This window comes from Mangrovimonas sp. YM274 (genome assembly GCF_030908385.1).
Classification (GTDB): domain Bacteria; phylum Bacteroidota; class Bacteroidia; order Flavobacteriales; family Flavobacteriaceae; genus Mangrovimonas_A.
Window position 1 is genome coordinate 3,265,199 of sequence record NZ_CP133091.1, and the last position, 20,803, is coordinate 3,286,001.

General features: G+C 39.1%; 20 protein-coding genes. 13 read left to right on the forward strand and 7 right to left on the reverse strand.

From position 1 onward, the window contains the following. Positions 1 to 122: 122 nt before the first annotated feature. From RBH95_RS14310 to xrtF, 5 genes are all read right to left on the reverse strand, one after another. Positions 123 to 476, reverse strand: coding sequence for a heavy-metal-associated domain-containing protein (locus RBH95_RS14310; protein WP_307900250.1), 354 nt, complete (start codon positions 474 to 476; stop codon positions 123 to 125). Between the two features lie 24 nt (positions 477 to 500). Next, positions 501 to 2,735 carry a TonB-dependent receptor gene (locus tag RBH95_RS14315; protein WP_307900251.1) on the reverse strand — a complete coding sequence of 745 codons (2,235 nt, stop codon included), beginning with the start codon at positions 2,733 to 2,735 and terminating at the stop codon, positions 501 to 503. Positions 2,736 to 2,816: 81 nt separating this feature from the next. Further along, on the reverse strand, positions 2,817 to 3,197 hold the full coding sequence (locus RBH95_RS14320; RefSeq protein WP_307900252.1) for a hypothetical protein: 381 nt from the start codon (positions 3,195 to 3,197) through the stop codon (positions 2,817 to 2,819). A gap of 90 nt (positions 3,198 to 3,287) precedes the next feature. Continuing rightward, positions 3,288 to 3,716 (reverse strand): exosortase F system-associated protein, encoded by a 429-nt coding sequence (locus tag RBH95_RS14325; protein WP_307900253.1) that lies wholly within the window; start codon positions 3,714 to 3,716, stop codon positions 3,288 to 3,290. Next, entirely contained in the window at positions 3,713 to 4,261 is a 549-nt protein-coding gene (gene xrtF, locus RBH95_RS14330; RefSeq protein ID WP_307900254.1) for an exosortase family protein XrtF, read from the reverse strand. Before xrtF ends, RBH95_RS14325 begins: the two co-directional genes overlap by 4 nt. A 90-nt stretch (positions 4,262 to 4,351) precedes the next feature. Here xrtF and RBH95_RS14335 point away from each other — a divergent pair, with 90 nt between their 5' ends. Beyond that, complete coding sequence (locus RBH95_RS14335) at positions 4,352 to 4,807, forward strand: GAF domain-containing protein (RefSeq protein WP_307900255.1); 456 nt, start codon at positions 4,352 to 4,354, stop codon at positions 4,805 to 4,807. Positions 4,808 to 4,815: 8 nt separating this feature from the next. Here RBH95_RS14335 and RBH95_RS14340 read toward each other — a convergent pair whose 3' ends face one another. Beyond that, a complete protein-coding gene (locus RBH95_RS14340; protein ID WP_307900256.1) occupies positions 4,816 to 6,066 on the reverse strand; it encodes an ABC transporter permease in 1,251 nt (416 codons plus the stop codon). 212 nt (positions 6,067 to 6,278) lie between these two features. Here RBH95_RS14340 and purH point away from each other — a divergent pair, with 212 nt between their 5' ends. The 11 genes from purH to RBH95_RS14395 all read left to right on the forward strand — a co-directional run bounded on the left by purH (position 6,279) and on the right by RBH95_RS14395 (position 18,760). After that, on the forward strand, positions 6,279 to 7,811 hold the full coding sequence (gene purH / locus RBH95_RS14345) for a bifunctional phosphoribosylaminoimidazolecarboxamide formyltransferase/IMP cyclohydrolase (RefSeq protein ID WP_307900257.1): 1,533 nt from the start codon (positions 6,279 to 6,281) through the stop codon (positions 7,809 to 7,811). Positions 7,812 to 8,003: 192 nt separating this feature from the next. Continuing rightward, on the forward strand, positions 8,004 to 9,032 hold the full coding sequence (locus RBH95_RS14350) for a rod shape-determining protein (protein WP_053990142.1): 1,029 nt from the start codon (positions 8,004 to 8,006) through the stop codon (positions 9,030 to 9,032). Between the two features lie 49 nt (positions 9,033 to 9,081). Continuing rightward, entirely contained in the window at positions 9,082 to 9,870 is a 789-nt protein-coding gene (mreC, locus tag RBH95_RS14355; protein ID WP_307902261.1) for a rod shape-determining protein MreC, read from the forward strand. Beyond that, positions 9,863 to 10,369, forward strand: coding sequence for a rod shape-determining protein MreD (locus RBH95_RS14360; protein WP_307900258.1), 507 nt, complete (start codon positions 9,863 to 9,865; stop codon positions 10,367 to 10,369). The genes mreC and RBH95_RS14360 overlap by 8 nt, the downstream gene beginning before the upstream one ends. Next, complete coding sequence (gene mrdA / locus RBH95_RS14365) at positions 10,366 to 12,306, forward strand: penicillin-binding protein 2 (protein WP_307900259.1); 1,941 nt, start codon at positions 10,366 to 10,368, stop codon at positions 12,304 to 12,306. Before RBH95_RS14360 ends, mrdA begins: the two co-directional genes overlap by 4 nt. A 3-nt stretch (positions 12,307 to 12,309) precedes the next feature. Further along, positions 12,310 to 13,587: a rod shape-determining protein RodA gene (rodA, locus tag RBH95_RS14370; protein WP_307900260.1), complete on the forward strand. Its 1,278-nt coding sequence runs from the start codon at positions 12,310 to 12,312 to the stop codon at positions 13,585 to 13,587. Positions 13,588 to 13,737: 150 nt separating this feature from the next. Further along, on the forward strand, positions 13,738 to 14,334 hold the full coding sequence (locus tag RBH95_RS14375; protein ID WP_307900261.1) for a hypothetical protein: 597 nt from the start codon (positions 13,738 to 13,740) through the stop codon (positions 14,332 to 14,334). Between the two features lie 42 nt (positions 14,335 to 14,376). Continuing rightward, the gene (locus RBH95_RS14380) at positions 14,377 to 15,537 is read left to right on the forward strand and encodes a hypothetical protein (protein WP_307900262.1); all 1,161 of its coding nucleotides are present in this window, start codon (positions 14,377 to 14,379) and stop codon (positions 15,535 to 15,537) included. Between the two features lie 40 nt (positions 15,538 to 15,577). After that, on the forward strand, positions 15,578 to 16,729 hold the full coding sequence (locus RBH95_RS14385; RefSeq protein WP_307900263.1) for a BamA/TamA family outer membrane protein: 1,152 nt from the start codon (positions 15,578 to 15,580) through the stop codon (positions 16,727 to 16,729). Between the two features lie 198 nt (positions 16,730 to 16,927). Then, positions 16,928 to 17,659 (forward strand): DUF2092 domain-containing protein, encoded by a 732-nt coding sequence (locus tag RBH95_RS14390; protein WP_307900264.1) that lies wholly within the window; start codon positions 16,928 to 16,930, stop codon positions 17,657 to 17,659. An 18-nt stretch (positions 17,660 to 17,677) separates the two neighbouring features. Continuing rightward, positions 17,678 to 18,760 carry a DUF6515 family protein gene (locus tag RBH95_RS14395; protein ID WP_307900265.1) on the forward strand — a complete coding sequence of 361 codons (1,083 nt, stop codon included), beginning with the start codon at positions 17,678 to 17,680 and terminating at the stop codon, positions 18,758 to 18,760. A gap of 84 nt (positions 18,761 to 18,844) precedes the next feature. On the opposite strand, the gene RBH95_RS14400 is transcribed toward RBH95_RS14395, so the two are convergent. After that, on the reverse strand, positions 18,845 to 19,861 hold the full coding sequence (locus RBH95_RS14400; protein WP_307900266.1) for a zinc-binding dehydrogenase: 1,017 nt from the start codon (positions 19,859 to 19,861) through the stop codon (positions 18,845 to 18,847). Positions 19,862 to 20,265: 404 nt separating this feature from the next. Here RBH95_RS14400 and RBH95_RS14405 point away from each other — a divergent pair, with 404 nt between their 5' ends. Then, positions 20,266 to 20,781 (forward strand): DUF3124 domain-containing protein, encoded by a 516-nt coding sequence (locus RBH95_RS14405; protein WP_307900267.1) that lies wholly within the window; start codon positions 20,266 to 20,268, stop codon positions 20,779 to 20,781. The last annotated feature ends 22 nt before the right edge of the window (positions 20,782 to 20,803 follow it).

Consider the following 20,803-nt stretch of genomic DNA (forward strand, 5'->3'; position numbering starts at 1 on the left):
TTACATAAAAAGCAACCAAAAACAATTAAAACACAATAATAACAAGCACTTACATATATGCGACTATTAAAAAAGCGCAGCAATTAATTACTACGCTTTTCAATTCTTAATATTAACACTTTTTAATTTTGATGATCACTTTTCACTTCCTCGTCTCGGTACCTGCAACAAGCATGCACAGTATTATAAGCTTCCTCCGATGCCGTCATCTCTTGGGTGTCATGTCCTACGGCCACGATATTTTTTTGGATACTATCCAAATTGGTTTTTCGCTCGTCATAAATCAATTTCAACTCATGCGTATCTACATTCCAAATAGCCGATTTCACCCCTTTGGTTTTAATACACGCTTTTTCTATTCGGTCTTTACACATCATGCAAACACCATCTACTTCCAAGGAGGCTTTCGCATTTTTATTTTGCCCCATGGCAGCTACTCCTGCCAAAAACATAAGGGACATGATTATTTTTTTCATCTTTCTATAAATTATTGTTCTCAATTACTGAATTCTAAACCGCAACCCTGCATAATACATACTACCAAAAATTGGCCCATACACAAAGGTTGAATCAAAATAAGGCCCAAACGGATCATCTGCTGCTAAAATAGGATTGCCCTGCCTTACATTGGTGATATTTTCACCTCCTAAATATACTTCAAATTTTGTAGAAAACACTTTTGTCACCTGTGCATTCAAAGTCCCTACGGTAGGTGTGTAATCGGATAATTGATACACCAGCGGATTACTGCTAGTTGCGGCAAAACGTTGCTTCCCCAACCAATTATAGGTCACATCAAATTTCCATTGAGCGCCATGAGTCCTCCTATGAGTTTCAAATCCGGCATTGGCAAACAAGCGGTGTTTTGGCGTTAAAGGCCGTTCCTTTTTACCGGTTTGGTATTGGGTTTGTACATCATAATACTTATATGCAAAACGCAAATCCACGTGTTCATGGATGTTATAATTTACTTCGGCCTGAAAACTATTGGCATAACTATCGCCTTCCAAATTACTGAAGGTTGCCATCTGTGGGTTTTCAAAATCTACCACTACTTGATTTTCAAAATCGGTGCGGTAAAAATCCAAGGTCACATCTGCCTTTCTTCCAAACAAATTAAACCCTTGAAGATAGGACACCCCATAATTCCAAGCAATTTCAGGATCCAAACCATAAATACTCCCATCTGAATTAAGAATTTGAATTTGTCTTGAAGACGCAAAAAGATTTTGGTTCTCTGCAAAAATATTGGCCGAGCGTTTCCCTCTTCCAAAAGAAGCTCTAAAAGCCGATTTTTCCCAAGGCGTATAACGCACATGAACCCTAGGCGTCACAAAAAAACCTAAGCGATTGTGTTGGTCTACTCTCAAACCTGCTGTTAAGTTCAGTTTTTCCAGATTGTCAAAATTGTACTCAAAAAAGGCTCCAACCGAGTTATCCACTCTCGCATACTCCGTGCTTTCTACCAATTCATCATAATAATCATAGGTAAAACTCACGCCAGTTTTTATTTTATGGCGAGAATCTCCTATTATGGAATTATAAATTAGATTGGAATAGATACTGTTTTGTTCGATATCATAAATTCTCATCCCGAAATAGGAGTCCTGCTGATGATTGCTAACTGCAAATTGCAGCCCCATACTGCGCCAAGGTAACTCGGGATTTACGTAGCCCAACTTCCCAGAAAAATCAAAGCGTCTGGTATCGATTTCGCTACCCCAAGCATTTGTGGTTAACTTATCCCTTTCCGGATCAAACTCTAACTGACCAGTTTGCTTTTGATCATCCAAATACCGAAAATTAAAAAAGCTTACAATGCCCTTTTCTGCATCGGTATATTGCCAACGGTTCATGACATTTATCTGCTTATACAAGGGCATATCCAAAAAAACATCGTCATTGACATCGTGTTTTTTGTTATGACTGTTCCCGTGAAGATACAGTCCTGTGCTCAATTTATCGCTAAGCTTAACATTAAAATGCGTATTCAGCTCAATTCGCTCACTCGTTGCTCCATACAAATTCACAAACAGCTTGTCATCTTTTGTAGGTTTTTGCAATTCGGCATTAATTTGCCCTGCAATACTTTCATAGCCATTCACTACACTTCCTGCTCCTTTCGTAATCTGAATACTTTCCACCCAAGTCCCTGGTGTAAAACTCAAACCATAGGCTTGGGACGCACCTCTTACCGTAGGGATATTTTCCATTGCAATTAAAATGTAAGGACTGGTCAATCCCAACATTTTAATTTGTCGCGTCCCCGAAATGGCATCGGCGAAATTAACATCAATAGAAGGATTGGTTTCAAAACTTTCCGAAAGATTACAGCACGCAGCCTTTAGTAGTTCATCACTGCTTACCAGCATGGTATTTTCTGCCTGCAAATACAATTTTGAAGTCGCTTGTTTTCGAGACGTTACCGTTACTTGTTCCAATTCACTCGTAGGCTGCAACCAGTGACGAATTATTTTTGGTTCTGTAATGGTCAAGGTATCTGTTTTATACCCAACATAACTTATCACTAATTGGGTATAGCTCGTTTCGTAAGGCACCACAAAAGCACCATCAATATCCGTTACGGCTCCAATGGAAGTATTGAGCCAGTACACATTGGCACCAGCCAAAGGGATGTGCTTGTTTTCATTATTTGCTTCCAAGACCATTCCCTTTACCTCTTGCTGAGAAAAAGCGAATACCGGAAACATTAAAAAATATATAAGGTATTTCATTATGATATCAATTGATTATACGGCTTCAAAATGAAGCACTAAAAACTAAATTCCATGCGCTAAAGCGCCTGCAATCCATAATCAAATGACAAATACTTGATTGAGCACCTGTATGTCTACAATCAAGCTTGGGGAAATATAATATTTATGGTGAACAAGCCCCTTGGTTTCACCCTTAAAAAGGTCTATGTAACTATATACAAAACTGGACAAAAAGATCTTTTGTCCATAATCCAGATCATCAAGACTGGAGGTATTTAGTTCCTCTTGGCCCAACACCACTTCAACTTCATCTGTACAGCAAGACTTCTTCTGCACCGAAGTTTCCGTATGTGCCCTCATTTCACTATCACATTTTTCTACCTTAGAAAACACGGCCACATCAACCAGGTTACTGCCACAATAATGCTTTTCAACCGTAAGGGAAATGGTTGAAAACAGCACCAAGATAGCCAATGCCATAGAAAATATTTTGTATGCCCGCTTCTCTTTCACGACACAAATGTATTAAAAATATCACAGAGACAAATTAGCATGAAACAACCCAAATATTTATCGTTTTAATCGCTGATAGTAAAAGGCAGGCAACAGTAGCAACAAACCTATTGGCTGAATTAAAAATCGACGAATATTAAAAAAAAGATAATACTGTGATTGCTTTGGTGACAAAACAAAATAAAGAAACAAGGCTATCAAAACCACATAGGCCACGCCATACAGGAGTGTCGAAAACTTTACCACACTCCAATCTTTAAATGCCACAAAAAGAATCCCTAAAGATATGAGGGTATTCAACACATAACGCAAGGTTGTAGACAAGGTCAGTTTAAAAACTTCCTGCCTTGGGTTGTCCATATACAAATAATCATTTTTAAAGAACTCCAAATAAGGATCGTAGAACAGGTCGTTTTCAAAAAAACGAATCAAGACCAAAAGGCCTATCAAAACAGCCATCAAGATATATTTAGTTATTGTTTTCATTCCCCTTTTTTTGAAACCGACACACGATTTACCCAAATAATCCACAATAAAAACAGCATCCCGTAAATAATTAAAGGAAACACCACCGAATGCAATACTTCCTGGCTTTCGGGATAATGATATAAGCCCACCGCCAAAAGGGCAATTCTTACAACATTCACGGCATATATCAAGATACTCCCCACCAACAAATAAATAATGGTAGGTTTTAAACGTCCTGCAAACGCCACAATAAATGATACAAATAAAATAATAACACTTACAGCATTGCACCCCTCAACGATTCGTGCCAAGAACACATTATTGACAATCATTTTCATGGATGGTTCATCGGGATGGGGTTCAATTTTAGCATCGTAACCAAAATTTTCAACAACCTCCCTACTTTGCCTAGCCACCAAATTAGTGAGATAATCAGGATAATAGATATCACCAGTACTATATTGCAGATACAATTTATAGCCTATAACCAACACAGCATAGACTCCTAAAAAAGTGATAATAAATTTGATAACTTCCTTATATTTCTGCAATAACTCCTTCACTTCCCAATAAATATTGAATTGTTAAATTTATACAAATTGGCCTTTTGGAACAGCCCCTTTTAAATACTTTTACAAAAACTTTTAAACAATATGAATTTCGACCAGCTTACAACTCAAGTAGACAATATTATCCAAGGATCTTCAAGTGTAGATGAAAAACTTTTGGCTATCTGCTCCCTTTTAGAAGCCAATGTATCTTATTACAACTGGGTGGGATTTTATTTTAGAAACGGAGATAAGGAAGAGTTGAAATTAGGGCCATATGTGGGCGCCCCAACAGACCACACTATTATTCCCTTTGGAAAAGGAATCTGTGGGCAAGTCGCCGTAAGCAACCAAAATTTTGTAGTTCCCGACGTTTCTGCTCAAGATAACTATATTGCTTGCAGCATAACGGTCAAAGCCGAAATTGTCATTCCTATTTTTGTGAATGGTGAGAATATCGGGCAGATAGATATTGACTCCAACACCCCCAACCCATTTACAGAAGCAGACGAACGCTTTTTAGAATATGTTTGCGCTCAGGTTTCTTCGATTCTTTCCTAACTTAAAAATTACATTCCGGTTCTAATAGCCTCAACTGGATTTAACTTGGAAGCCGAAATAGCGGGTATCACTCCAGATATCAAGCCAATTGCCGTAGAAAGCGAGAAGCCTAACATCATATTCGAAATGGATAGGATAAACTTAAAATCCCCGGTAAACTGAGACGCTATTATTGAGGTTATCCAGACCAATATTAAACCTACCACACCACCAAATACGGCCAAAATAACGGCTTCAAACAAAAACTGCAACAGGATAAACCTGTTTTTAGCCCCCAGCGACTTTTGAATACCAATAAGATGGGTACGCTCCTTGACACTTACAAACATGATATTGGCTATTCCAAAACCACCTACCAAAAGCGAAAAACCACTAATAATCCACCCCATCACATTCATGGTTCCCAAAATACTGTCAATAGCATTGGTCATCCCTGATAACTTATTGATAAAAAAATCGTCAGGCTGGTCGGCCTTTAGCCCTCTGTAAGCTCTAAACTTTTGTTTTAGCACCTGCTCAAAAGCCCCGAGATCGATTCCCTTTTCAGGTTTTACAATAACAGCACCTGGAATCCCATCAACACCTCCCGTTTGGAACCGTCTAACAAAATTTACCGGCACCCAAGCCTTTTCATCGGGGGAATCTCCAAGATTCGCTCCAAACTTCTTGAGCACACCAATCACTGTCAACTTACGCCCATAAGCTCTCACTTGTTTCCCTACAGGATTTAAGTTTCCAAACAAATTCTCAGCCAAGGTATACCCCAATACAATCACAGGTGCTCCTGTAACAGATTCGGATTCCGTATAAAAACGGCCTTTCTCCAAGGTTAAATTTTCAATGTCATAAATTTCATTGGTCACGGGTGTAATATTCACTCCCGAAACCGTCTCTCCTTCATACCGAATGGTTTCATTCCCTCCAAAAATCACAAAAGCAGATGCCGCTATACCAGGCACACTCCTTCTTAAAAATTCATAATCATCATAACCTGTTTGTGGAAATCGCTCCCGTTGCCATCTAGGCACATCGGTTGGGCCAAAAGAAAATTTGGTAATATACATCGTATTTTTATCCAAACCGGAAAGATTTTCCTTTATTTTATGATCCAAGGAATCTACCGCAGCCAATATGGCTATAATTGAAAAAATACCAATGGTAACCCCCAACAAAGACAAGGCAGTACGGAGCTTATTGTTACGAAGGGCACTTAAGGCAAATCCAAAACTTTCTTTTAATAACCTTAGGTAAAGCAGCATTTATAGAGATGATTTTTTACTGATTTAAAGATAGGACGTTTTTAACGTTTTTGTGTTACAAAAAAACTAAAATAAACCCTTCATAAATAGGCGGCAATTTCTTTAAGAATGTGTATTTTTGCACTTTAAAAAAATTGAGGCTTTCAATTGGGATGGAAGCTAGCAAAAATAACTGTCATTTCCGTAAGAAAAGGAAACTAAACAACAATAAAATGAATACTGACAAAACTATTAAATCGGCTTTAATATCCGTTTTCAGCAAGGAAGGTTTAGAACCAATCGTGAGAGAACTGCACGCCCAAAACGTAACCATTTACTCTACTGGAGGTACCGAAACTTTCATTAAAGACCTTGGGATAGATGTAGTCCCTGTTGAAGATGTGACCTCTTACCCATCTATTTTGGGAGGACGTGTAAAAACCTTACACCCTAAAGTATTTGGTGGTATTTTGAACCGTCAAAACAATGAGAGCGATGTGACCGAACTTGAAGAGTTCAACATTCCTCAAATTGATTTAGTGATTGTTGATTTATATCCTTTTGAAAAAACTGTAGCCTCAGGAGCTTCCAACCAAGATATCATTGAAAAAATTGATATTGGAGGAATTTCCTTGATCCGTGCTGCAGCCAAAAATTACGCCGATGTAGTTTGCGTATCTTCTGTTGATGACTACGCTGAATTCTTGGAATTGTTACAAACCAAAAAGGGAGAAACTTCTGAAGCTGACCGCAAGCGTTTTGCTGCCAAAGCCTTCAACGTATCGTCTCACTACGATTCTGCCATTTTCAACTACTTTAATCAAGATCTAGACATCCCAGCTCTTAAAGTAAGTGAAACAAAAGGTAAAGTATTGCGCTACGGAGAAAACCCTCACCAAAAAGGATTCTTCTACGGTGATTTCGACGCCATGTTCACTCAACTTAACGGAAAAGAATTAAGCTACAACAACCTTTTGGATGTTGACGCTGCCGTAAACTTGATGGATGAATTTAAAAATGACGCGCCAACTTTCGCCATTTTAAAACATAACAACGCTTGTGGTTTGGCACAACGCGACACCCTTCACCAAGCTTATGTAGATGCCTTGGCTGGAGATCCAGTTTCTGCTTTTGGTGGTGTATTGATTGCCAATAAAGAAATTGACTTGGCTACAGCCGAAGAAATTCACCAATTGTTCTGTGAAGTAGTAATCGCTCCAGGTTTTACTGCGGAAGCAGAAGAACTTTTAAAAGGTAAAAAGAACCGAATCCTTTTGGTACAAAATGATGCCGAATTGGCCCAAACCCACGTTAGAACTTGTCTTAACGGTGTATTGGTACAGGACCGCAACAATGTATCAGACACAAAGGAAGGCACTGAAACCAAAACTGATAAAGCGCCAACCGATGCCGAACTAGACGATTTGATCTTTGCTTCCAAAATTTGCAAGCACACCAAATCCAACACAATCGTGTTGACCAAAAACAAGCAATTGTGTGCTAGCGGAACAGGACAAACAAGTCGTGTAGATGCGCTCAACCAAGCCATTCACAAAGCGCAATCTTTCAACTTCGATTTGAAAGGCGCTGTAATGGCTAGTGATGCCTTTTTCCCATTCCCGGATTGTGTAGAAATAGCAGACAACGCAGGAATTACAGCCGTAATTCAACCAGGAGGTTCCATCAAAGACCAATTGAGCATAGACTACTGCAACGAGCATGGTTTGGCTATGGTATTTACAGGAACACGTCATTTTAAACACTAATAAAACGTCCACTTGGTGGAAATTTATCATAAAGAATTGGCACTCCTGTAGGTCTCTATACCTCATGAGTGCCTTTTATTTTACATATAATTAGAATACCAATTAAAGGCTGTATATTTAGCAAGTTTTATTACATTTACAACAATGTGAAAAAGCAGATAGATATAAACCCAAATAATTACAAAATAGCACATGGGATTTTTTGATTTCTTAACAGAAGAAATAGCTATAGACCTAGGAACAGCAAACACACTCATCATACATAACGATAAAGTTGTTGTAGACAGCCCATCCATAGTTGCCAGAGACCGTGTATCTGGAAAAATCATTGCCGTTGGAAAAGAAGCCAACATGATGCAAGGTAAAACACACGAAAACATCAAAACCATTCGCCCTTTGAAAGATGGGGTAATTGCCGATTTTGATGCCTCTGAGCAGATGATCAGCATGTTTATTAAAAACATTCCTGCCCTTAAAAAGAAGCTATTTTCTCCTGCCTTACGCATGGTAGTTTGTATCCCTTCAGGGATTACCGAAGTAGAAATGCGTGCGGTAAAGGAATCCTGTGAACGTGTAAACGGAAAAGAAGTCTATTTGATCCATGAGCCTATGGCCGCCGCCATCGGTATTGGCATTGACATCATGCAACCAAAAGGAAACATGATTGTGGACATAGGTGGTGGAACCACTGAGATTGCCGTGATTGCCTTAGGCGGTATTGTTTGTGACAAATCTGTTAAAGTTGCTGGTGATGTATTTACCAATGACATCATATATTACATGCGTACCCAACACAACCTTTACGTTGGAGAGCGCACTGCCGAAAAAATAAAAATCCAAATTGGAGCTGCTACCGAAGACTTGGAATTACCGCCAGAAGACATGAGCGTTCAAGGTCGTGACCTTCTTACAGGAAAACCAAAGCAGGTACAAATTTCTTTCCGAGAAATCGCCAAAGCTTTGGATAAATCCATTTTAAGAATTGAAGATTCTGTTATGGAAACCCTATCGCAAACACCGCCAGAATTAGCCGCCGATATTTACAATACAGGGATCTATTTAGCCGGTGGAGGAAGTATGCTTCGTGGTTTGGACAAACGTTTATCACAAAAAACAGATTTACCAGTTTACATCGCCGAAGATCCTTTACGTGCTGTTGTAAGAGGAACTGGAATTACACTTAAAAACCTACCTAGATTCAAAAGTGTATTGATAAAATAAGTAATACCAAATGCAGCAAATCATCAACTTTGTTATACGCAACAAAATCGTGCTTTTGTTCTTGCTCTTATTTGGTATCTCGCTTGCTTTAACAATTCAGTCCCATTCCTACCATAGAAGCAAATTTATCAGCTCAGCCAATTTCTTTACAGGCGGTATTTACAAACAAGCCTATGGCATAGGGCAGTATTTTAATCTGAAGACTGAAAACGAACAGTTAGTGGAAGAAAATGTAAGGCTAAAAACCTTGCTGTACAATTCCAAAATTGCCGACACCGCACAACAATTTCAACAGGACACCTCATTTTATGGGGGCGTCTTTCGTTTTATACCTGCAAGAGTCTACAAAAACAGTTACTCGGCCACCAAGAACTATTTGATGCTCAACAAAGGAAAGCGTGATGGTGTTCAACAGGATTACGGTGTTGTTACCTCACAAGGTATCGTAGGGATTATTGAAAACACTTCCAATAAATACGCTACAGTATTATCAATTTTGAATACCAAGAGTAAGATTAACGCCCAACTTAAAAACTCCAATCATATCGGGTCGCTTGTTTGGAACACCAAATCGAATGCATTGGTGCAGCTTATCGATATTTCCCAATTTGCATCTATAGCTGTAGGAGACACCATAATTACAGGAGGACAGTCCACCATATTTCCCAAAGGAGTTCCTATTGGAACCATCGATGCCTTTACAACAGATATCAGTGGTGACACGTATACTATAGACGTGAAACTTTTTAACGACATGACCAATCTTGGCCATGTTTACATCATCGAGAATACCGATGCAGAAGAAATAAGAACCTTGGAACAATCGGTAGATGAATAATAGATCCATATATACCTTCTTGCAGTTTTTTACTTTGGTATTAGTACAGGTGTTGGTACTCAATAATGTTAACTTTTTAGAGTACATTAACCCTTACCCTTATATCCTGTTTATTCTTCTGTTTCCCGTAAGGGCCAACAGATCGCTTATCATATTTTTAAGTTTTCTGTTAGGATTAATCGTAGATATTTTTTCCGATTCTGGAGGCATTCATGCGGCTGCTTCTGTTACCTTAGCTTTTATTCGTCCTGCCATTTTAAAGTTTTCATTCGGGATGATTTATGAACACCAAAGTATCAAATTCAGTCAAACGGAATTTGGTAGACGTTTGGTCTATTTTTCGATAGCCACGGCTATTCACCATTTTATTATGTTTTCTTTAGAAGTTTTTAACATTTCAAAAATAATTTTAGTCCTGCAAAAGACGTTATTCTCAAGTATTTTTACTATAATACTAAGCCTATTGATTACAGTATTATTTAGCAGAAAACGTCGATGAGAAAACTATTACTTTTTTCAACGGTCCTACTTGTTGGAATTATCTTTATTGCCCGGTTATTTTACCTCCAAGTCTACAACCAGACGGCTTATAACCTTCTTGAAGACAATGCCATTAGAAAAGTGTACGACTACCCCAAAAGAGGTTACGTTTACGACAGAAACGGCATACTGTTGGTTGCCAATCAACCATCCTATGATGTCATGGTTATTCCGCGCGAAGTTGAACCTTTGGACACTTTGGAATTTTGCGATCTTTTAAAAATAACCAAAGAAGATTTCACTCGACTTTACGACAAAGCCTATCGTTATTCGCCACGGCTCCCTTCGGTTTTTGTTCCTCAGCTCTCCAAAAAGGACTATGCCATTTTACAAGAGAAGATGCGCAAGTTTGAAGGATTTTATATTCAGAAACGTTCATTAAGAGATTATCAAACCTCTATTGGAGCGAATGTTTTGGGTGATATTGGAGAAGTAAACAATGCCATAATCGCCAAACAGCCCTACTACAAAATGGGAGACCTTATAGGGAAACAAGGCGTTGAAATCTCCTACGAAGAAGTCTTGCGAGGTGTCAAAGGCATTAAATTTATTCAAAAGGACCGTTTCAACAGAAACATCGGCCCCTATAAAGATGGCATCTACGATACCTTACCCCAACCAGGAAAAGATATCACCATAACAATTGATGCGAAACTTCAAGAATATGGTGAACTCCTGATGAAGCATAAGCGAGGAGGTATAATTGCTATCGAACCTAGTAGTGGCGAAATCTTGACCATGGTATCGGCTCCTAGCTACAACCCTAACCTTTTGGTAGGTCGAGACCGATCTAAAAATTTCACCCAACTCTATCGCGATACTCTAGCTAAACCTTTATACGATCGCGGACTTCAAGCTATGTACCCACCAGGCTCTCCCTTTAAAGTTCTTAACGCTCTAATTGGGTTGCAGGAAGGCGTAGTTACCCCAAAAGACCGATTTGTATGTAATCATGGATATCGCTATGGTAATAGAAAAATGGGGTGCCACGGCCACTCGGGTATAGCCGATATGGATATTGGAATCTATAAATCCTGTAATTCCTATTTTGCCAACGTATACCGCCGCATTATGGACAAGTATGAAACCCCTGCCCAAGGCATGGATGTTTGGAGTGACCATATTAAAAGTTTTGGCTTAGGGGATTATTTAGGATACGACCTTCGTATTGGTCAGCCAGGTAAAATTCCTGATGCCTCCACCTATGACCGCGCTTATGGCAAAAATAGATGGTACACCACCTTCACCCTATCTAATGCTATTGGCCAAGGAGAAGTATTGACTACTCCAATTCAATTGGCAAATATGGCTGCTGCCATAGGGAATCGTGGGTATTTTTACACCCCGCATATCATTAAAAAGATTGAAAACGATACCATAGACAGTAAATATCTTACCCGTCATAATACCACAATCGACAAAGTACATTTTGAACCTGTCATTCAAGGAATGTTTGACGTTTACAATAAAGGAACAGCCCAGACTTTACAGGTTCCAGGAATAGAGATTTGTGGAAAAACGGGTACCGCTGAGAATTTCACCAAAATAGATGGGGTTAAAACCCAGTTGACAGACCATTCCATATTTGTGGCCTTTGCCCCGAAAGACGATCCAAAAATTGCCATCGCTGTATTTGTAGAAAATGGTTATTGGGGAAGTCGTTTTGCCGGACGTATTGCCAGCCTTATGATTGAAAAATATTTGAAAGGCACTATTTCCCGAACCGATATGGAAAATTGGATTTTAACACACAGTTTGGAAAACGAATATAGCAAACCTTATTCTGGAAAACCTTTCCAAATAAACGGGCATACCACCCTTCAGGTGATCGAGAATTATCGCGACAAGCCTGATTCAGACAACGACATCACCATACCCCCAACATGGAACCCATAAAACATGCATAGAGAGAATATAGGATTACGTTTTGACTGGATTACGATCATACTTTTTTTGATTTTGGTTGGTTTTGGGTGGCTCAATATCATGTCTGCTTCGCATATGGGAGACATTACCAATTACTTTGACATGGACCAGCCCTATGGTAAACAACTTATGTTTATCATGATGACCTTGGCCCTCATTATAATCATCCTTTCCATAGAAGCCAAGTTTTACGAACGTTTTGCCAGTGTCATTTATTTGGTTTCCCTCATTTCCTTAGCAGGTCTATTTGTCTTTGGAAAAAACGTTAATGGCGCCACCTCTTGGTATGGGATTGGCGGCATGACCTTACAGCCAAGTGAGTTCGCAAAATTTGCAACTTCGCTGGCTGTAGCGAAGCACATTAGTGACCTACAGACTAACTTGAAATTTCTTAAGGACCAATTAAAAACCATTGCCATTATTTTTATACCGGCATTGTTGATCCTTTTACAAAATGATGCGGGAAGCACCATTGTTTACGCCTCTTTCTTTTTTGTATTTTACAGGGAAGGGATTCAACAAATTTATTTGATTATTGGTGTCATCATCATGCTACTATCAGTGCTATCCTTAAAATTTGGAGTACTGCCCACTTCCCTATTCTCTGCTCTTATTATTTTGGGACTCTATTTTTATAAGCGAAAGAAACAAGCCTCCATATTAATGCCTTTGACCATTTTGGCGCTTTGCATTGGCTTCTCTTTTGCGGTACGGAATTTTTATGACCACGTTCTAAAACCCCATCAAAAGGACCGCATCAGTCTATGGTTACGTTTGGAAAAAGACCCAGACAAATTGGAACAAATGAAACGGACCATTCTCTACAACCTCAACGAATCTGAAAAAGCCATCAGTTCTGGAGGCTTAACAGGAAAGGGCTATTTACAAGGTACCCGTACTACTGGTAAATTTGTTCCAGAGCAACACACCGATTACATTTTTAGCACCGTTGGAGAAGAATGGGGATTCGCTGGCACCACTATGGTAGTCGTCCTTTTTGTTGCGCTTATCTTAAGAATACTCTACCTCGCCGAATCGCAAAAGAGTCAATTTAGTAGAGTTTACGGCTATTGTGTAGCTTCCATTTTATTTGTCCATTTTACCATTAATACCGGAATGGTTATGGGGCTCATCCCCACCGTGGGTATCCCGCTTCCCTTTTTCAGTTACGGAGGTTCTGGGCTTTGGGGCTTCACTATTTTGCTGTTCATTTTCATAAAATTGGACTCCAACAAAATCAATGAGTGGTAAATATTATAAGTGCTTCAATCCCAATAAATACAAGTAGTTTGTAAAATAAACTGACAAATTCCCTTTTTACGTCGTAATTACTGACATACAATTCTTTAGGGTTCTTAAATCTTTTTCGTACATTTATGTATCACCTTAAGAATCAACACTATGTCATTCATAAAAAAATCTTCACAAAGCATCTTTATTGGAGGTTTATTTTTTATGGTTCCTACGCTTATCCTGATCATGTTATTTGGAAAGGCCCTAAAACTAATTTTGCCCTTAGCAAAAGCCCTTTCCAATATTTTTGATCTTCATTCAGTGTTTGGCACCGCATCGGTAACCCTCATGAGCATTGTTTTACTATTTCTTATCTGTGCCGGTGTGGGAATGTTTCTTCAAAAAGGCTTTGTAACACAATGGAGCCCCAAAACAGAATTGCGACTTTTTTACCATTTCCCATCCTTCCAAATGATGAAATACCGCCTTTTGGATGACGCCGAACTGGAAAATTCTGCTTTGTGGCAAGCTATTTTATTAAAAGAAGATAAATACTTCACCATTGGTTTTATTACTGACGACACCCACCCAGATTACCTTACAATGTACGTTCCGGACGCCCCTAAAATGGACGCTGGACAAATTAGATATACCTTAAAGTCCGATTGCGAATATTACCCCATTACCATGAAACAGGCCATGAATGCCCTTCATGACTTTGGAAAGTCCTCTGACCTTAGTAAACTTTTATCAAAAAATGCCTAATCAAACGCTTCATAACCCATCAACTAGTAAAAAATTAGTCCAATGACCCACAAAATATTTTTCTGCTCTAAACACTTCTCTCTGCAAAACGCTCTCTTAGTTATAATGTTCTTATTGCTATCTGGAACATGGGACTGCCAATCTCAAGAACTAACCGCAGACCAAACGGCCAAAGACAGCATAATTGCCAACACTTACCCTTATGTACTGCCGGTTTGGGGACAAAAAGTACAAGAACGCGGTATGGCAGACCAAATGCAACTACCTTTTGGGCTGAACGTTAATTATGTGAATGCCTTTGTAGATTTAGAAATCACCGAGTTCCAACTCTTAGCTGGGAACACGGATTTCACTGGAATTATCAATGCCGAAACTTTAAACTTTAAACAGGTAAATGGTACTACCAATGGCGCCAATTTTAGAGCGGATGCTTGGGTGCTGCCCTTTTTGAACATTTACACCCTATTTTCAGTGGTTAAGGGAGGGACGAACGTAAGTTTGCAACCTACTTGGAAAGATGGCACCGGAGAAATCATGCTTCAACTTCCCGAATTCTCATCAGAAGTGGATTTTGACGCCTTGGCTTATGGGGTAGGAACCACTATGGTTTTTGGATGGAATCGGTATTTCTCTAGCGTCGATATAAATTATTCCCGCACCGATACCGATTTACTTAAAGACCAAATTGGATATCTTACCCTCTCGGCACGATTGGGACATTCCTTTAAATTAAGTAAAAGAAAAAAAGACATGTTCATAGCACCTTATTTAGGAATGATGTACCGCGACTTTGTAGGTGCCGATGGCAGTAGTGGACAAATTAACTTTAATGAAGTGTTTCCTGAATTAGATGCCACTTTTAATGAAAGGATCAATGCTAAAATTGAAGCCAATCAAGAATTGATAGACAACCCGACCACACCGCCTGGACAGAAAATTAAACTACAGGCCCAAAATCAAGCTCTAAACACTATCCAAGAAAGAGTAAATAACAGTGGTATCTTCAATTCAGAATTTAGCTACTTCATCAAAAAGGAACTTGTACAATCCATCACCTTTCAATTTGGGTTCAACTTCCAGCTTAACAAACACTGGATGCTACGTGGAGAATATGGTGTGGCAGACTCCCAACGTTTTTTAATGACAGGGCTCCAATACCGATTTGGGATTAAAAAAAGAGCCTACAAAAAACTTTTACAATAAACGATAACAAGAACCGCTTTGGATTAAAAAAATTAACGCTATGCACTCAAAATTTCTTTTCGCCCTTCTTGCCATCCTACTTGCAATAACTGCACAAAGCCAACCAAAAGGCATTAAACGCTACATGGAAAAAAGGGAACAGAAAAAAGATAGTGCCATAGCAGAAGGACGACCTTTTTTAAGTATTATTGCTGGTCCTGGTTACACCCCTGAAAATGGACTTCTGGTTGGTGCAGGTATGATCTACACATTCAAAACCAACCGAAAGGATAGTCTTATCCAGCGTTCCTCGGTCCCTTTTATGGGCTTTATAAGCACCAAAGGAAATTATGGCTTCAACTCCAATCTCAGAACCTTTTGGCTGGAGGACAAATTACGCGTGAATGTTTTGGCTAAATTTTCGGTAGCCAACGACAATTATTTTGGGGTTGGCTTTTCTTCCATCAACCAGTTGGAAGAAGGCGATAGCACGACTGCCTTTAAGCGGCAAAAATTTATTATCAAACCACTTATCATGTACCAACCTTTGAAACATTTTTATGTGGGAGGAGGTTTTGATTTCAATTCTACCAAGGTACTTGAAACCAACCCTGTTATGGAAGCTGACACCTATTATAATCAGTTTGGCCCTGATAACTTCAATTCCGGCTTAACGGTCACGTTAAATTATGACAGTAGGGATATTATCGTAAACCCCTACAAAGGTTATTTCTTCAATTTTGCAGCTGGCTTTTATGGTGATTATTTGGGCGGCGACAATAATTACAATATCTACGAATTGGATTTTAGAACCTATCAACAAATTCATCGACCTGGAAACATTATTGCCCTCAAACTTTATGGACGGTTTGGTAGCGGGGATGTTCCTTATGAAGAACTCACAAAACTAGGCGGCGGCGATGGCTTACGAGGGTATATTGAAGGGCAATACAGAGATAGAACAGGCCTCTACTTTCTTACAGAATGGCGCCATATGTTTTTAAAACACGATGGAAACATGAGCAAACACGGTATGGTGACATGGTTAGGATCTGGTACCATTGCCTATAACCCAGACAGTATTGAAGAGTGGATTCCCAACTTTGGAGTTGGTTATCGCTTTGAAGTACAACCTAGAATGAATGTAAGGATAGACTTTGGTATAGGACGACAATCCTCTGGATTATATTTCAACTTTACAGAAGCTTTCTAACTGACTAAGAATGATTTCATTTTAAGCGTGAAGAACATTAATCCAAAACGCTCAAAATATTATCTGCTTGATTATTAATAATTTACTCGCAAAGCATACGGTATTAATTCACAATTTTTAAGTAACTTTAAATCCTAATGTCCTTCAGGACAGCCCTTTTCAAAAGCCTACTTACGGTCATTCAAAAAGTATCTCATTATGAAAAAAACACTTCTCTTATTAGTGATTCTAGCTATGCTTCCCTTAAAAGGCACTGCTCAAAACACCAAAAACATTGATTCTACAGCTGTATTTATTCTTGACAAAATGGGTGATATGATTGGAGAATTAGTGTCCTGTAGCGTGCATGTAGAAAATTCCATAGATACTCTTAATGCCAATAAAGACCTTGTAAAATACTACCGTCATAGTGAGGTGAAATTTTCGGGTCCCAGCAAACTGGTAATTCAAATTTCAGGAGACGAAGGTCAGAAGGGATTCTGGTATGACGGCTCCTTTTTATCCTATTACAATTATGACGAAAACAACTACGTTACCCTAGAAGCCCCCGAAACCACCCTAGAAATGATCGATGCCATGCACAAACGTTTCGACTTCGAGTTTCCGGCAGCAGATTTCTTTTACCCCACATTTGTAGACGACCTTTTAGAAAATTTTGATACTATTCAATACTTAGGCACTACCATGATAGATCAACAGGAGTGCTTTCATATCATTGCCACAAACTCCACCTTGAATGTACAGTTTTGGATTATGAATGCACCTCAAAAATTACCAAAGCGATTTTTGATTATCCACAAAGATCTATCCAACAGACAATATGAAAGCACCTTTAGCAACTGGGACCTGAATCCTAGCATCCCCGAAAGCGTCTTTGAATTCCTTCCCCCTCCAGATGCCAAACTCATCAGTATCATGTCCAAGTTATAACCTTACAACCTTTTGATTATGAAACCATCTATAAGCATTTTTTCTTCCATAAAACTATATGCGAGCTCCTTTATATTACTTTTGGTATTTAGCCTTCCTAGCAATGTATTGGCCCAAAGATTGAACCACCGCCCTACAGGTGGAGGCCGGTCCATGCCAAGGACAGCTCCTAACAGAAGCGCAAAACCCAAGGTAGCGCGACCTACCACATCGCGCCCCACCATTAATGGAGGCCATACCAAAACCACAACCAGGAATTTCCCCAGCACTTCCAAACCTGTACAAAAGCCAACCACAAGGCCTGCTACTACAAAGCCTACTGTAAATAGGCCCACAACAACACGACCCAACGTGTCTACAAATAGACCAACATCCAACATAAAACACACAACTAACCGCCCTGGAAACAATACCAACCGCCCCAACCATAATGTTAACAGACCAGGCAACAATAATAACAGGCCTGGAGGCAATACCAATATCAACATTAATGTAGATAACAGTAAAAATTTCAACAATAGAAATCATAGAAACACCTATGTAAGGCGTAATTCTAGACCTTACCACAGACCACCACATCATTACGGAGGCCATTTTTATTACTCCTACCACCCTTATTACTACCACCCTTTCCGCCCTTATTATTGGGGTAGTTATTGGCATCCTTGGGGGTACTTTGTAACCTCTTTAGCTACTACTGCCATTGTTGTAAGTATTATTGATGCTGCAAGTGACGACAAAGAAGAATATCACTATGAAAACGGTACCTACTACTTAAAAACCGAAGAAGGTTTTGTAGCAGTACAGGCTCCTGTAGGCGCCCAAGTACCCTCCATCCCGCAAGAAGCACAAACCGTTACGGTAAATGAAACCACCAATAACTATTACTATGGCGGTGCCTTTTATGAAAAAAATGCAGATGGCTACGTTGTAGTTCCCGCTACAGCCGGTACCATTGTCCCTGGGCTTCCCGAAGGCGGTGAGGAAGTTAAAATTGGAGATATTACTTATGTGCAATATGGAGATACCTATTACCAACCAATACAAGTGGACGGTAAAAATATGTATGAAATTGTTGAAGTAACTACAGAAGAAAAATAGAACATAATGTCATAAAAAAAGGGAAAATCGGAGGTTTAATAAACCACGGATTTTCCTTTTTTCCAACACCTTATTAAATAAGGCTTAAATACTATCGACAATAACTTTAACCGACTGACTACTGTCTGCCTGTACCTCAAAGGCTTTGGGCAATTCAGCTAACGGAAAATGGTGACTTACTATTGGAGAAAGGTCTACTTTACCCTTGTCCATAAGATCGATAGCCTCTAAAAAGTCATCATTGGAATAAAAGAGCGATCCTCTAATTTGTAGACGTTTATACACCACAAAATTAGGACTCACCGTCATATCGTTTCGATAGATGGCCAAAATAGTCAATTTGCCATCTGGAGCCAGCAATTCCATACACTGCGCAAATAGAGCACTTACTCCCGTACATTCAAAAGCAGCCGTTAAATGCGGTAGCTTACCCGAATAATCCAAAGCATTAACAGTCCCGTAAGTTTTTACAATCATTTCTTTTAAATCGCCATCAGTTTTTGGGTTAAATGTATATTTGGCCCCCAGAGATTTGGCCAGCTCCAATCGCTTTTCACTGATGTCGGAGGCGATAATATTATCCACACCTTTACTTTTGAGTCCTGCAATGGTTACCAACCCGATAGTACCACAACCTGATACCAATACCTTATCCTCTGGTGTAACTCCTGTTTTATTTATTGCCGAAAGCCCGACACAGAATGGTTCTACCAAAGCACCTTTTTCGCTTGTCACACTATTAGGAATAACAAACAAATTATGGTTACGCTGTGCTTGGTCAATCTTCACCCATTTAGCAAAGCCTCCGGGGCTAATTCCTAAACCAATGCCATTATACATAGGATTTATCACCACCCTATCCCCCTCTTTAAGGTCTTTCACACTCTTCCCCACTTCAACCAATTCCCCACAAAATTCATGACCTATTACGGAACCTGAAGGCACTAGCCCCTCATGGTAAATATGTAAATCGGTACCACAAATACCGGTCATTTCTACTTTAACAATTACACTATCGTCCGTTACTGACGGAACTTCTTTATCTACTACTCTAATATCATGAATGTCATGAAATACACCTGAAGGGTTTACTGGTTTCATAATGGATTGTTGATTTTATGTTTTAACTATTCATTTCAAAATCAAAATAATATATACTTATTTGATTTTCATAAAGTTAATTATTTTAAAATAGATTTCAGAACAAATGGGTTTTTCTTATTTAACAGCTAACATTCCATTCACATTTCCCGATACCGCTTCCTTTTATATTCTGTTAGATTTTCCAATAGCTTTCCATAGGGTTACTATAGGGTTGATATGGGGATACTATAGGGCAGCTATGTAACCTATATAAGAATAAATGATGTAAGGAGCCTTGAATTTGAGCACCTCTATTTAAAATTATGACATCGAAACGCTATCTTTAAATTAACATTACTCTGAAAAAATCTAAGATTACACGGAAATTTAATATCTTCATCTTAAATAAATAAAGGACTTTTATGCCCAAGAAGCATGTTATTTTTGTACTGTTACTACCCTTCATACTTCAATGCTGCCAAGACAGGAATCAAGTAAGTTCTGTAAATGCTGTTAATTGGAACAATAGGACCGTAAGCCGCCCTTTAAATGACTCCCTGCCAAGGGGCACCACTTATCTCTCTGTGTATTCGGAAATATACAGTGAATCCGAACACCGTACACATGACCTTACCGTTACCGTGAGTATGCGGAACACCAACATTAATGACACTGTTTTCATCAATAAAGCCGAATACTTCAATACCAAAGGGCATGCCATACGAACATATTTTGACAGCCCTATTTATATAGCCCCCATGGAAACGGTGGAAATTGTCATTGACGAGAAGGATCAAGAAGGAGGTACCGGCGCCAATTTCCTTTTTAATTGGACCACGCACCCTAATGCCCATGAACCGCTTTTTGAGAGCGTGATGATCTCTACTTCTGGTCAGCAAGGTATTTCATTTACCACTCAAGGCAAACGTATAGAATAACTCTCTATTTTAAATCATCCTC